At 66.8% G+C, this 12,745-nt stretch carries 14 protein-coding genes; 3 read left to right on the plus strand and 11 right to left on the minus strand.

The features are described from left to right. Positions 1-3: 3 nt before the first annotated feature. Entirely contained in the window at positions 4-786 is a 783-nt protein-coding gene (locus ACK4MH_RS11975; RefSeq protein ID WP_409718647.1) for a thioredoxin domain-containing protein, read from the plus strand. A 151-nt stretch (positions 787-937) separates the two neighbouring features. On the opposite strand, the gene ACK4MH_RS11980 is transcribed toward ACK4MH_RS11975, so the two are convergent. Together ACK4MH_RS11980 and ACK4MH_RS11985 are read right to left on the minus strand one after the other, a co-directional pair. Next, positions 938-2,659 carry a hypothetical protein gene (locus tag ACK4MH_RS11980; RefSeq protein ID WP_409718650.1) on the minus strand — a complete coding sequence of 574 codons (1,722 nt, stop codon included), beginning with the start codon at positions 2,657-2,659 and terminating at the stop codon, positions 938-940. Between the two features lie 62 nt (positions 2,660-2,721). After that, positions 2,722-3,978, minus strand: coding sequence for an ectonucleotide pyrophosphatase/phosphodiesterase (locus ACK4MH_RS11985; RefSeq protein ID WP_409718653.1), 1,257 nt, complete (start codon positions 3,976-3,978; stop codon positions 2,722-2,724). Between the two features lie 99 nt (positions 3,979-4,077). Here ACK4MH_RS11985 and ACK4MH_RS11990 point away from each other — a divergent pair, with 99 nt between their 5' ends. Continuing rightward, a complete protein-coding gene (locus ACK4MH_RS11990) occupies positions 4,078-4,989 on the plus strand; it encodes an ABC transporter ATP-binding protein (RefSeq protein WP_409718656.1) in 912 nt (303 codons plus the stop codon). Next, on the plus strand, positions 4,979-5,836 hold the full coding sequence (locus ACK4MH_RS11995; RefSeq protein WP_409718659.1) for an ABC transporter permease subunit: 858 nt from the start codon (positions 4,979-4,981) through the stop codon (positions 5,834-5,836). The genes ACK4MH_RS11990 and ACK4MH_RS11995 overlap by 11 nt, the downstream gene beginning before the upstream one ends. Here ACK4MH_RS11995 and ACK4MH_RS12000 read toward each other — a convergent pair. From ACK4MH_RS12000 to secY, 9 genes are all read right to left on the minus strand, one after another. Continuing rightward, entirely contained in the window at positions 5,808-6,725 is a 918-nt protein-coding gene (locus ACK4MH_RS12000; RefSeq protein ID WP_409718662.1) for a LysR substrate-binding domain-containing protein, read from the minus strand. The two genes, ACK4MH_RS11995 and ACK4MH_RS12000, sit on opposite strands and share 29 nt — an antisense overlap. Before the next feature lie 189 nt (positions 6,726-6,914). After that, positions 6,915-7,373, minus strand: coding sequence for a GNAT family N-acetyltransferase (locus tag ACK4MH_RS12005; protein WP_409718665.1), 459 nt, complete (start codon positions 7,371-7,373; stop codon positions 6,915-6,917). Positions 7,374-7,462: 89 nt separating this feature from the next. Then, on the minus strand, positions 7,463-7,882 hold the full coding sequence (rplQ, locus tag ACK4MH_RS12010) for a 50S ribosomal protein L17 (RefSeq protein ID WP_055753399.1): 420 nt from the start codon (positions 7,880-7,882) through the stop codon (positions 7,463-7,465). Between the two features lie 104 nt (positions 7,883-7,986). Then, the gene (locus tag ACK4MH_RS12015; protein WP_135195341.1) at positions 7,987-9,006 is read right to left on the minus strand and encodes a DNA-directed RNA polymerase subunit alpha; all 1,020 of its coding nucleotides are present in this window, start codon (positions 9,004-9,006) and stop codon (positions 7,987-7,989) included. Positions 9,007-9,099: 93 nt separating this feature from the next. Beyond that, the gene (gene rpsK / locus ACK4MH_RS12020; RefSeq protein ID WP_013268944.1) at positions 9,100-9,489 is read right to left on the minus strand and encodes a 30S ribosomal protein S11; all 390 of its coding nucleotides are present in this window, start codon (positions 9,487-9,489) and stop codon (positions 9,100-9,102) included. 9 nt (positions 9,490-9,498) lie between these two features. Further along, complete coding sequence (rpsM, locus tag ACK4MH_RS12025; protein WP_135195340.1) at positions 9,499-9,867, minus strand: 30S ribosomal protein S13; 369 nt, start codon at positions 9,865-9,867, stop codon at positions 9,499-9,501. 128 nt (positions 9,868-9,995) lie between these two features. Further along, positions 9,996-10,727, minus strand: coding sequence for an energy transducer TonB (locus tag ACK4MH_RS12030; RefSeq protein WP_409718671.1), 732 nt, complete (start codon positions 10,725-10,727; stop codon positions 9,996-9,998). Between the two features lie 27 nt (positions 10,728-10,754). Beyond that, on the minus strand, positions 10,755-11,315 hold the full coding sequence (locus ACK4MH_RS12035; protein ID WP_409718673.1) for an adenylate kinase: 561 nt from the start codon (positions 11,313-11,315) through the stop codon (positions 10,755-10,757). Between the two features lie 37 nt (positions 11,316-11,352). Continuing rightward, the gene (secY, locus tag ACK4MH_RS12040) at positions 11,353-12,732 is read right to left on the minus strand and encodes a preprotein translocase subunit SecY (RefSeq protein WP_409718676.1); all 1,380 of its coding nucleotides are present in this window, start codon (positions 12,730-12,732) and stop codon (positions 11,353-11,355) included. Positions 12,733-12,745: the final 13 nt, after the last annotated feature.

Genomic DNA, 12,745 nt, shown 5'->3' on the forward strand with positions numbered 1-12,745 from the left:
TGTATGACCGACGACGCCCCCACGCCTGCGCCCGAAACCAAGACCGCCAAGCCTGCGTGGCTGAGCGGTGCGCGCGCCGGCTATCTGGCCCTCGGCCTGTCGGTCATCGCCCTGGGGTTCTCGGTCGCGCCCTACTTCAGCGCCGGTGGTTCCGACATCCGGTCCTATCTGCTTGAGCACCCCGAGGTGCTGCAGGAGACGCAACTGGCGCTGCAGTCCAAGGAAGCAGAGGCCAGCGTGGAAGAGACCAACCAGGCCGCCGCCGCCAACGCCGGCCTCTTGGCGCCCGATGCCCGCGACCCCGCCTTCGGTCCGGCGAACGCCAAGGTCACGGTGGTTGAATTCTTCGACTTCCGTTGCCCCGGCTGCAAGGCCGTGGCCCACGACTATCGCGCCCTGATGGCCGCCCACCCGGAAGTCCGCTTCGTCTTCAAGGACTGGCCCATCCTGGACCGCGGCGACGACATCGCCTCGCAATACGCCGCCCGCGCCGCCTTGGCCGCGCATCAGCAAGGCAAGTATCTGGAGGTCTACGACGCGCTGATGACCGAGCGCGCCCTGTCGATCGAGTCCATCGACGCCATCCTGGCCGCAAACGGCGTAGACATGGCCCGCGCCAAGGCCGCCATCGCCTCGCCCGACACCACACGCCACATCGCCGACATCCACACCACGGCCGCCGCCCTGCGCCTGCGCGGCACGCCCACCTTCTTCATCAACGGCAAGGCCAGCCCCGGCATCGACCCCGCCGAAATCGCCAAACTGATCGAAGCCGCGAAGCAATAACCCTCTCCCGTTGGGAGAGGGCTTGAGCCTCGGAGAGCGCAGCGATCAGCAAGGCGAAAGGGTGAGGGTCGAGTTGTGCGAACTGGCCCACTGGCCAACCCTCATCCGGCCCTCCGGGCCACCTTCTCCCAACGGGAGAAGGGACCGCTATTCAGGCCTCGGCCAGGCTCATCTTCCCGCCGATCCATTCGACGCCCGCATGCCGCAGGGCGTCGTTCGCCGCAGCCTCGTCGCCCATCGTCTGCTCGGCGCGATAGAGTACATAGTAACTATAGGGATCGTTGGGCCAGTCCGTCAGCAGTTCGGCGATCTTGGCCTTGGCCCCGGCCGCATCCCCTGACGCCAGCATCGCGGCGGCCAGACTGCGGCGCGTCGGGTACCAGATCATCGGCGGATCGCCGCCTTCGGGATTCATCGCCTGGATCGCGGCCGCCCGGCCGTAGGCGGCGATGGCGGTCGGATAATCCTGATCGATCATGGCCGCGCGACCTTCCAGCACCTTCTGGAACAGTTCGGCGAAGCCGACCTGACGATCCGCCATCGCGCCCTTGAACGCCTTGTCTGCCAGCAGGGCCGCGATAGCCTGGGCCTCGATCCGCACGGCCGCCGCGTCGCCGCGCCGGGCTGCGGCTTCGCCGCGCGCATAGCGCCAGCCGACCCGCATGAGCGGCCGACCGACGTCCGGCTCGGGCAGGGCCGCGACCTGGGCGTCGGAACCGAACCGGCCGTAAAGCGCATAGGCGTCGGCCGCCATAATCTGACGATAGACGACATAGCCGTCGTCACCGGGTTCGGGCGCGCCCAGAAGCTGAGGATAGGTCGCCATATACCAGTCGGCCAGCTCCAGCCCCCGTTCGGCCCCGCCCGCCATCAGGGCGCCGCCCATGCCGAAATGGATGTTGTGGGCGTGAAGCCTCATGCCGCGAATGCCGCCTGGCGGGCTGGCCAGCCGGTCGTAGGTCTTGTCCAGCGCCACGGCGTTGACGTTGGACATCATGGCGTCCTTGTACCGCCCGACGCGATAGAAGGTGTGCGACGGCATATGCACCAGGTGGCTGGCGCCCGGCGCCAGCAGCGCCAGCCGCTCGCCATAGGCCAGCGCCCGATGCGGATCGTCCGACCATTCGGTCAGGTGGATATAGAGGTGGATGGAGGCCGGATCGTTCGGCTTGACCGTCAGGCTGTGTTCCAGGATCGCCATGGCGCGCGTCACGGCGGGATCGGCCGCCTTGCCGTTCTCGTCCCACCAGTCGCCCTCGGGCTGCAGCATCCAGGCGTCGGCGGTGATCGACCCCACCGAGACGTTGTCGGGATGGCGTTTGGCGATCCGGTCCATGGCGCGGGCGAAGCGCAGGGCGCGGGTGTTCTCCTTGCCGGAGTAACGCTGGATCAGGGCGTCGATCATCTGGCGCTGCATCGGCGTAGCGTCGCGCGCCAGCCTGCGGGCTTCGCGCGCCGTTCTCAGGCCCGTGGCGAGGGATACAGGGTCGTTCCCGCCGCCGTTCAGGTTGGGCCCGATGGCCCAGGCCTCGCCCCAGGCGCACATGCCGCACGCCGGATCCAGCTGCCGCGCCTTGCGAAAGGCCCGCACCGATTCCGAATGTTCGAACGCCCAGCGCAGCCGTACCCCGTGGTCGAACCAGGCCTGAGCCTCGGGATTCTTCGTATCGACGGCGAAAGCCTCGTCGCCGAAACCGGGGACCATGACTATGTCCGCCATGGGCTGGACATCGCCGACCGCGTCCACGCGACCGCAGACCTGGGGATTAGCGATCAGGGCCAGGGTCGCCGCCGTCGCCGTGGCGTCGGCGACCGCGACCGGCGCCATCAGGCAGGCGGCCGAAACCGTCGCCACCCACAGACCCTTGCGCATTCCCGCCTCCCCCGCTTGGGCGACCTTTGTGCGCTTAATTGGCCGGCTCGCCAATCATCCGATCAGGGCGTGGTGACGGGCAGGGTGTCTGCGGCTCGGCCGTCGCCCGCAGGCGCGTCGAGGCCCAGCATGCGCGCCAGGAAGGGCTGCACGTCCACGCTGTCCAGATCGGTCAGCCGACGACCCGCGACGACGCCCGGCCCGTGGGCGATGAAGACCGCCGCCATCTCCGGCGACTGATTGTCATAACCGTGGGCGCCGCCCGCGCGGGTCACCGGCCGATCGCGCGTCGCCGCCAGCCAGCCGGTCTCGACTAGGCAGACGATCTGGGCCACCCGCGGGTTGGAGCCATAGACCAGACGCGCCGGCACATCGGCCTTGTTCCAGCATTCCATATGCGGATGACGCCCGACTAGCTTGGCCTGCACCTCGGCCTCGCGGCCCGGCGCGGGATCGGCGATCAGGACCGCCCCGCCATAGCCGATCTTCAGCGCCGCCGGGTCGATGATGTCGTCGATCCAGACCACCCGGTCCGGCGATGTGGCGGCCATGCCGTGATCGGACACGATCACCAGCATCGTCCGATCATAGAGCCCCCTCGCCTTCAGCCCCTCGACCAGCCGCCCCATTGACGCATCGACCGAGACCACGGCGGCACGCGTCTCTGCGCCGTCGGGACCATGGCGATGTCCGGCCGTATCGACGATGTCGAAATAGAGGGTCTCCAGCTTCGGCCGCTGATCCGCCGGCAGGTCCAGCCACGACAGCACCCGATCCACCCGCCCGTCGCCCGGCATGGACTGATCGAAGGGCATCCAATGGCTGGGGCGAACGCCTTGCAGTTCGACCTCCGAACCGGGCCAGAACATCGTGCCGGTGCGGATGCCGGCCTTTTCCGCCGTGACCCAGATCGGCTCGGCCTGATCCCAGAAGCCGGTCTCCTTGCTGGCCATGGTGAAGGCGCCCAGCTGCGCGTCCGTGAACCGGTTGCCGACCACGCCGTGATGGTCCGGGTGCAGACCCGTCACCAGCGTGTAGTGGTTGGGGAAGGTCACGCTGGGGAACGACGGCCGCATCGGCCCAAAGGCGCCGCCCGCCACAAGCCCGTCCAGCACGGGCGTCTGGCCCTTGCCCAGATAATCCGGAGAGAAGCCGTCGATCGAGACCAGAATCACCAGATCGGGTCGCGGCGCCTGAGACTCCGTCCCCTCGACAACCGACGACTGCACGACCGATGGAGCCGAGACTGGCGCGCCCGCGCAGGACGCAACCCCAAGTGCAGCGGCCAAGGCGAGACCAAAGGCGGGAAGACGGGACATAAGCTTACTCACAGGCGACATCGAACCATTGCCTAAACTTAATGGACGACAGGCTTGCGACGCCTTGTGGGAATATCTTTCTCGCGCCAAGCTTGCGCCATGGAAACCGTCATCGATATTCGCGGCCTGACCAAGACCTATGGGACGGTGAAGGCCCTGGACGGCCTGACCCTGTCGATCCCACGTGGCGGGGTCTATGGCATTCTGGGCCCCAACGGCGCGGGCAAGTCGACCCTGTTCCGCACCCTGCTGGGTCTGATTCGTCCGACCGAGGGCGAGGCGACGGTGATGGGGGGGCGGATCGGCGATCCGGCGTCAATGCGCCGCATGGGCTCAATGATCGAGACGCCGCGCTTCCCACCCTTCATGACCGCGCGCCAGGTGCTGGAATGGCTGGCCCGCGCGCACGGCGGCGTGACCTCGGCCGAGATCGACAACTGGCTGCAACGCGTGGGTCTGACCGAGGCGGCGAATCGGCGCGTGAAGGGCTTTTCGGTCGGCATGCTGCAACGCCTCGGCGTCGCCGCCGCCCTGATGACCAAGCCGGACCTCGTCATCCTGGATGAACCGACCAGCGGCATGGATCCGCCCGGCATCCAGGAAATGCGCGCCCTGATCCGCAGCCTGGCCGATCACGACGGCGTGACCGTCATCCTGGCCAGCCACCAGCTGCAGGAAGTTCAGCGCGTCTGCGACCGCGTCGCCATCTTTAACAAGGGCAAGGTGATCACCGAGGGCAAGGTCTCCGACCTGACCGCGTCGGGCGAACGTCTGCGCCTGTCCGTCACCCCCCTGGCCAAGGCCCTGTCAATGCTGGGCGACCGCGCCACCCTGGACGGCGACGCTGTGGTGGCCGCCGTGCCGCGCGCCGATGCCGCCGCCGCCATCAAGGCCCTGGTCGACGGCGGCGTCGATATCGAGGAGGCCCGCTGGATCGGCGCCGACCTGGAAGACGTCTTCATGAGCGAAACCGGCTGGACCGGCGTGCAGGAGCAAAACCGTGCTGGCTGACGCGATCCGATCCGAAACCTACCGCCTGTCCAAGAACCGCACCGCCCTGTTCTGGAGCGTGCTGTTCATCCCGATCATGGGCATCCTCCTCGCCACCCTGGGCTTCGTGGTCGCCAAGGCCAACGAGGCCAAGCTGGCCGGCAAACTGCCGCCCGAACTGATGAAGGGCGGCCCGCTCGATCTGGGTCTGACCCTGGTCAAGAGCGCCGGCGACTTCGCCAATCCCGCGATCCTGATGTTCGTCCTGATCGGGGCGGCCACCATTTACGCCGGCGACTATCGCTGGGAGACTTGGCGGCTGATCAGCGCGCGCAACACCCGGCCCAACCTGCTGACGGGCAAGGTCGTGGTCGTGGCCCTGGTGATCGTGCTGGCGACCTTCGCCGCCCTGATCTCGGACGTGATCGCCAGCCTGATCCAGGCGGGGGTGTTCGGCCGCCCCGTCACCTTCTCGATGACCGGCGCGGCCGCGGCCGATTTCGGCCTGCTGACCCTGACGTCATGGGCGCGCATCCTTCAGTTCACCATGCTGGGCCTGCTCGGCGCCGTGGTGACCCGGTCGCTGCTGGCGGCCCTGTTTGCGCCTCTGGTGATCGGCATCGCGCAGTTCTTCCTGCCCCAGCTCCTGCTGCCCATGGGCGTGACGCCGGACGGCTGGCTGCTGCCCCTGTTGTCACCGGGCCTGGCCACGGACCTGCTGAAAGCCGTCATCCAGGGCGGCATGGCGGCGGCCGAACTGCCCGATCACGCCGTCGCCAAGGGTGTGATCAGCCTGGCCCTGTGGATCGGCGTCCCGTTCGCCGCCGCCGTGGTCTGGTTCAACCGCCAGGACCTGTCGAAGGAATAGGCGGCGGCGGGCTGCGCGCGCCTTCCGCGACCAGCCAGTCGCGGAAGGCGTCAACCGCCGCATCCCTGCGCCCCTCCGGCCTCAGGAAGGCGAACCACGACGGCCGCTCCACGAAGCCGAACGGCGCCGACAGACGTCCCGCGATGACATCCGGCGCGACGAAGGCCCAAGGCGCGATGGCGACGCCCAGGCCCGAGATCGCCGCCTCGACCAGCGAATGGTTGTGCGCGAACTCCCGCTCCGTCGTCGCCGTCGGCAGAGCCACGCCTGCCAGTTCCGACCACGCCGGCCAGGCCCGCCGGAAGGTGGCCGGGCGCAGGCGCGGCGCATGCGCCACGGCCTCCAGCGTCGGCAACCCCGCCATCAAGGCCGGCGCCCCGACCGGCCCCTGATACTGCGCCAGAAAGCGCGTCGCTTGCGTGCGGGCATGAACCTGATCCGGCTCGACGATGCGGATGGCGCCGTCGAACCGATCACGCCGATAATCGACCGCCGCATAGGATTCCGACAACCTGACCCGCACCTCGGGATGGGCCTCCAGGAACGCCGGCAGGCGCGGGATCAGCCATTTCAGGGCGAAGGTGCCCAGACAGGAGATCTCGATCTCACGCGCCGCGCCTTGGCGCACGCCCTCCACCGCATCGGCGATCGCCACAAAGGCCGGCGTCAGCCGCTCGGCCAGTTGCGCCCCCGCCTCGGTCAGGGTCAGCGCATGTCGCGGTCCGGTGACCAGGGTCACGCCCAGCGAAGCCTGCAGGGCCGCGATCTGGCGGCTGACCGCACCGTGGGTCACGCACAGCTCGGCCGCCGCACGGGTCATGCTCCTGTGCCGGCCAAAGACCTCGAAGGTTCGCAAAGCATTCAGCGGTGGCGGCGCCCGGCCCGACATGTGATCTCCCCTCACAGACGCCGACCCGCTTAATCGATTTCTGCGCCTTGGGAAATCGGGTTCAAGCTTGGCGATGCCGCTCCCGAACCCGCCGCCAACGCCGCCCCGCCCCTCACGCCAGGACCAGATCGCCTACGGCCTGTGCATTCTGCTCATATGGGGCATGGCGGTCGCCGCCATCCTGGACGGTTAGAGCCGCTTCTCCATGAAGACATCGGCGCGGGCATAGGGCGTCGGCCGCGCCGGCAGACGGACGAAGCCGAAGCTCTCGTAGAGAGCGATGGCCGTGGTCAGGGCGCTGTTGGTCTCCAGGTAGAGCCGCACCGCCCCCGCCTCGCGCGCTGCAGCCTCGCAGGCCTGCAACAGCTGTCGCGCCAGACCCAGGCCGCGCGCGGCCGGCGTCACTGTCATCTTGGATACCTCGAACCCGTCATCGAGCCGGATCAAAGCGCAGCAGCCGATCGTCTCGCCTTCCCGCTCGACGATGAAGATGCGGCCGCCGTCGGCGAGGAAGACGCCGTTCGGATCGTCGATGGACCGCCGGTCCTTCGCCTCGATGGCGAATCCACCCTCGGCCAGCCAAGCGGTGTTCAGCCGCGCCCAAGCGGCGGCGTGATCAGGACGGAAATCAACGATCGAAACGCTCATCCGCGCGTCATGCCTCATGTCCGCGCAAAGCAAAAGGGCGGTCGGATTGCTCCGACCGCCCTTTCGGCGTTTGGTCCTGCGACCAAATCTTAGTCTTCGTCGCCGCCTTCGAAGGCTAGGACCGGACCGGAGTCCTTGCCCTTGGCTTCGACGTCGCGATCGACGAACTCGATGACGGCCATCGGGGCGTTGTCGCCGTGACGGAAGCCCGCCTTCATGATGCGGATATAGCCGCCGTTACGCTCGCTGTAGCGCGGGCCGAGCGTTTCGAACAGCTTGCCGACTTGCGGCACGTCGCGAACCTGGCTGATGGCCTGACGACGAGCGTGCAGGTCGCCCTTCTTGGCGAGGGTGACCAGCTTCTCGACGAAGGGACGCAGTTCCTTCGCCTTGGGCAGGGTCGTGGTGATCTGCTCGTGCTTGATCAGCGAGGCGGCCATGTTCGCGAACATGGCGGTGCGGTGGCTGCTCGTGCGACCGAGTTTACGATGGGCGGCGCCGTGGCGCATCAGGGTCTCTCCTACTCCGGAACCGGTATCCTCAAAGGGACCTGGAACCGTAATCTTCTAACCGCCCCGGCATTCTCCCAAGGGAGACGGGCGGAGGGTTGAACTTAGATCTGGTCGTCGAACTTCTTGGCCAGGTCTTCGATGTTTTCGGGGGGCCAGTTCGGCACATCCATGCCGAGGCTGAGGCCCATCGTCGTGAGAACTTCCTTGATCTCGTTCAGCGACTTGCGGCCGAAGTTCGGGGTGCGAAGCATTTCGCCCTCGGTCTTCTGGATCAGGTCGCCGATGTAGACGATGTTGTCGTTCTTCAGGCAGTTGGCCGAACGAACCGACAGTTCCAGCTCGTCCACCTTCTTCAGCAGCGCCGGGTTGAAGGGCAGGTCGGGCTTGCCGTCCGACTGCTCGACAGCCTTCTTGGGCTCTTCGAAGGTGATGAAGATCTGAAGCTGGTCTTGCAGGATGCGCGCCGCATAAGCGACGGCGTCAACCGGCGTGACCGCACCGTTGGTTTCGACTTCAAGCAGGAGCTTGTCGTAGTCCAGCGACTGGCCCTGACGGGTCGGCTCGACGCGATAAGCCACCTTCTTGACCGGCGAATAGAGGGCGTCGACGGCGATCAGGCCGATCGGCGCATCTTCCGGACGGTTCAGCTCGGCGGCGACATAGCCTTTGCCGTTCTGGACGGTCAGTTCCATGCGGACCGACGCGCCGTCGTCCAGCGTGCAGATGACGTGGTCGGGGTTCAGAACCTCGATGTCCGCCGGCACGTCGATCTGGCCGGCCGTCACGACGCCGGGGCCCGTGGCGCGCAAGGTCATGCGCTTGGGGCCTTCGGCGTGCATGCGCAGCGCCAGTTGCTTGATGTTCAGGACGATGTCGACCACGTCTTCCCGCACGCCTTCCAGCGACGAGAATTCATGAACGACGCCGTCGATCTGGATGGCCGTGACAGCCGCGCCTTGCAGCGAGGACAGCAGAACGCGACGGAGCGCGTTGCCGAGCGTCACGCCGAAGCCACGTTCGAGAGGTTCGGCCACCAGGCGCGCCTTGCGCTGGGCGTCGGAACCGATCTCGATCTGCGGCTTCTCGGGACGGATCAGCTCTTGCCAGTTTCTTTCGATCATTTTGTCCCTCGAACGGGTTTCGCCTGCTCCGGCCTTGTCGACGAGGCCATGATGGAGCGGACGGAGATGGGGGGTGCCTTAGGACGCTATCGCTTAGACGCGACGACGCTTGGGCGGACGGCAACCATTGTGCGGCATCGGCGTGACGTCGCGGATGGTCGTGATCGTCAGGCCGACCGACTGCAGAGCGCGCAGGGCCGACTCACGACCGGAACCCGGACCCGAGACGTTCACTTCCAGCGTCTTGACGCCGTGTTCCTGAGCCTTCTTGCCGGCGTCTTCTGCGGCCATCTGGGCGGCGTAAGGGGTCGACTTACGCGAACCCTTGAAGCCCATGTGACCTGCCGAAGACCACGAGATCGCGTTGCCCTGGGCATCGGTGATCGTGATCATGGTGTTGTTGAACGAAGCATTCACGTGGGCGACGCCCGAGGTGATGTTCTTGCGCTCGCGCTTCTTTACGCGACCCGGTTCCTTGGCCATGTGTCTGTCTTACTTCTTCTTGCCGGCGATCGGCTTGGCGGGACCCTTGCGGGTGCGGGCGTTCGTATGGGTGCGCTGACCGCGGACCGGCAGGCCCTTACGGTGACGCAGGCCGCGGTAGCAGGCCAGATCCATCAGACGCTTGATGTTCATCGACGTCTCGCGGCGCAGGTCGCCCTCGACGGTGTGATCCTTGTCGATCGTCTCGCGGATCGACAGGACTTCGGCGTCCGTCAACTGGTTCACGCGACGGGCGGACTCGATGCCCACCTTCTCGGTGATGTCCTTGGCGGCGGCGGGGCCGATGCCATGGATATACTGAAGCGCGATCTCTACGCGCTTGTTGGTCGGGATGTTGACGCCAGCAATACGGGCCACGAAATTCTCCAGATACGCGTTAGTCAGACGCAACAAACGCTCCGGTCAACAGACCAGGAGCGTGGCGCCCTTCGCGGGAAGGCGCCCTTATACATGTGATTCACGAGGCGTCAACATCTAGGGCGGCGTCAGCGCGGCGGACGGCCGAAGTCCACACCGACAGTGACCCGCTGACCTTCCACCGGGCGACCCTCCTCGGTCGGCGGCTGGAAACGGAAGAAGCCGGAGACCTGAAGGCCCGCTGCGCCGAAGCCCAGGCCGGGCGGCGACTCGTCCACGACGCGGCAACCGTCCAACCGACTGTCCAGACGAATGATGCACGACAGCTCCACCCGGCCATACCGGCTGCGTGCGCCCGAGGGGTGATTGGCGCGAATCTGGCCGATGGTGGGGCCGGTGACTAGGCGCGGGCCGGTCGAGCCGCTTCCGGGACCGCTGCCGGATCCAACGCCCGAACCGCTGCCGGTCCCCTGCCCGCCCTGGCCAAAACCGGGCTGTGGCGACGGCGCGGGCGCAATACCCACGACAGGCGCGGGTTCGGGCGCTTTCACGGGCGGCGCAGGAACCTCGCGCGGGCGTTCCCTGGGCGGAGGCGGAGGCGTGTGGATGACGGAGGGGGCCGCGGGCGCGCCGCCGCCCGTCTCGGGCGCAGGCGGTTCATCCGATATGGGCGGCGGAGGATCGTAAAGCACGACCTCGAACGGCGGCGGCTCGACCACAGGCGTCTGCGCCGGTCCCCTCACCCGCCCCAGCAGCAGGAACAGGCCGATCTCAGCGACGGCGACGGCGACGAAGATACCCGCCATGCGCCAGCGACGCAGGCGGGTCTTCTCAGGTCCGGGATCGGCAGGAGCGTTCATCAGGCGATCAACGCCCGAGATCGCAAATCAGGCCAGGGCCTCGTCGATGGCCTTGGCCACGGACTCGATAGTGCCCATACCGTCGGCCTCGGTCAGCTTGCCTTGGGCTTCATAGTAGGGAAGCAGCGGAGCCGTGTTGCGGTTGTAGGCCTCAAGCCGAACCTTGAATGATTCGGGATTGTCGTCGGGCCGGCCCTGCTCTGCGAATCGCTTGGCGATCCGTTCGGTCAGGGCGGCGTCATCCACCTTCAACCGCACGACGGCGTCGATCTGGACACCGCGCTTGGCCAGCATTTCGTCCAGCGCCTCGGCTTGGGCCACGGTGCGGGGGAAGCCGTCGAAGATGGCGCCGCCGGCGGCCTCGGCCTCCGTCAGGCGATCCTCGATCAGGGCGATGACGATCTCGTCGGTGACCAAGTCGCCACGCGCCAGCACGTCCTTGACCTTGAGCCCCAGCTCTGAGCCAGAGGCGATCGCCGCGCGAAGCATGTCGCCGGTGGAGAGCTGGACCATGCCCTTCTCTTCCACCAGCCGCTTCGCCTGGGTGCCCTTGCCCGCCGCCGGCGGTCCAAACAGGATCAAGTTCATGCTTCAGCCCTCCCCTGGGCGTCTGTCAGCTTAAGACCTAGCGGCGCACGGGCGTGGGCGCGCCACGACCGCCACGACCGCGCAGCTTCGCCTTCTTGATCAGGCCTTCGTACTGGTGCGCCAGCAGTTGGGACTGAATCTGAGCCACAGTGTCCATCGTGACCGACACGACAATCAAGATAGACGTTCCGCCGAAGTACAGGCTGTTGCCCATCTGGGCGACCAGGAACTCAGGCAGCAGGCAGACGGCGGTGATGTAGGCCGCGCCGATCACGGTCAGGCGGGTCAGGACATAGTCCAGATATTCCGCCGTGCGCTTGCCCGGACGAATGCCCGGCAGGAAGCCGCCGTATTTGCGCAGGTTCTCGGCCGTGTCCTCGGGGTTGAAGGTGATCGAGGTGTAGAAGAAGCAGAAGAAGACGATCAGGGCGGCGTACAGCGCCATGAACAGCGGCTGGCCGTGCGTCAGCTGCGCCGTCACCAGCGGCAGCCAGCTCATCCAGCTGGGCAGGTCGGCGTTGGCCGTCATGGTCGCCACCGTCGTCGGCAGCATCAGCAGCGACGAGGCGAAGATCGGCGGAATCACGCCTGCGGTATTGACCTTCAGCGGCAGGAACGAACGCTCGCCGCCGGCCATGCGGTTGCCTTCCTGGCGCTTCGGATACTGGATCAGAAGACGACGCTGGGCGCGTTCCATGAAGACGATGAAGACCACGGTCGCCACCGCCAGCGCGGCGATGAACAACAGGGCGAAGGCCGACATCTGGCCTTGTTGGGCCAGGCCCAACAGGCGGGCGATGGTGGACGGCAGGACCGCCACGATACCGGCGAAGATGATCAGCGAGATGCCGTTGCCGACGCCGCGCGCCGTCACCTGCTCGCCCAGCCACATCAGGAACATGGTGCCGCCGGTCAGGGTCACGACCGTCGAGGCGATGAAGAAAACGCCCGGATTGTCGACCAGACCGGCTGTGCTGTTCAGGCCCGCCGCGATGCCGAAGGACTGCGCCAGCGCCAGGAACACCGTCAGATAACGGGTGTACTGGTTCAGCTGCTTGCGGCCGCTTTCGCCGCCTTCCTTCTTCAGCTTCTCCCAGGGCGGATACACGGTGCCCATCAGCTGCACGATGATCGAGGCCGAGATGTACGGCATCACGTTCAGCGCGAAGATGGCCATACGCTCGACCGCGCCGCCCGAGAACATGTTGAACATGTCCAGGATGCCGCGCTGACCCGACGGGTCCTGGAAGAACTGCAGGAAGGCCTGCGAGTTGATGCCCGGAATCGGCACATACGTCCCGATCCGATAGACCAGAAGCGCGCCCAGCGTGAACAGCAGGCGCTTGTGCAGCTCGGTCGCTTTCGCGAACGAGCCCATGTTCATATTGGCGGCGAGTTGTTCTGCGGCCGAAGCCATTATGCGTCCCCAC

The organism is Brevundimonas sp., assembly GCF_046295075.1.
Lineage (GTDB): Bacteria > Pseudomonadota > Alphaproteobacteria > Caulobacterales > Caulobacteraceae > Brevundimonas.

Excerpts from the sequence above, each read along its gene's own strand:
- rplQ (WP_055753399.1), bottom strand. The coding sequence starts at position 7,882 with ATGCGCCACGGCGCCGCCCATCGTAAACTCGGTCGCACGAGCAGCCAC.
- ACK4MH_RS12005 (WP_409718665.1), bottom strand. The coding sequence starts at position 7,373 with ATGAGCGTTTCGATCGTTGATTTCCGTCCTGATCACGCCGCCGCTTGG.
- secY (WP_409718676.1), bottom strand. The coding sequence starts at position 12,732 with ATGGCTTCGGCCGCAGAACAACTCGCCGCCAATATGAACATGGGCTCG.
- ACK4MH_RS11980 (WP_409718650.1), bottom strand. The coding sequence starts at position 2,659 with ATGCGCAAGGGTCTGTGGGTGGCGACGGTTTCGGCCGCCTGCCTGATG.
- rpsK (WP_013268944.1), bottom strand. The coding sequence starts at position 9,489 with ATGGCCAAGGAACCGGGTCGCGTAAAGAAGCGCGAGCGCAAGAACATC.
- ACK4MH_RS11990 (WP_409718656.1), top strand. The coding sequence starts at position 4,078 with ATGGAAACCGTCATCGATATTCGCGGCCTGACCAAGACCTATGGGACG.
- ACK4MH_RS12000 (WP_409718662.1), bottom strand. The coding sequence starts at position 6,725 with ATGTCGGGCCGGGCGCCGCCACCGCTGAATGCTTTGCGAACCTTCGAG.
- ACK4MH_RS12015 (WP_135195341.1), bottom strand. The coding sequence starts at position 9,006 with ATGATCGAAAGAAACTGGCAAGAGCTGATCCGTCCCGAGAAGCCGCAG.
- ACK4MH_RS12030 (WP_409718671.1), bottom strand. The coding sequence starts at position 10,727 with ATGAACGCTCCTGCCGATCCCGGACCTGAGAAGACCCGCCTGCGTCGC.
- ACK4MH_RS11975 (WP_409718647.1), top strand. The coding sequence starts at position 4 with ATGACCGACGACGCCCCCACGCCTGCGCCCGAAACCAAGACCGCCAAG.
- ACK4MH_RS11985 (WP_409718653.1), bottom strand. The coding sequence starts at position 3,978 with ATGTCCCGTCTTCCCGCCTTTGGTCTCGCCTTGGCCGCTGCACTTGGG.
- ACK4MH_RS12035 (WP_409718673.1), bottom strand. The coding sequence starts at position 11,315 with ATGAACTTGATCCTGTTTGGACCGCCGGCGGCGGGCAAGGGCACCCAG.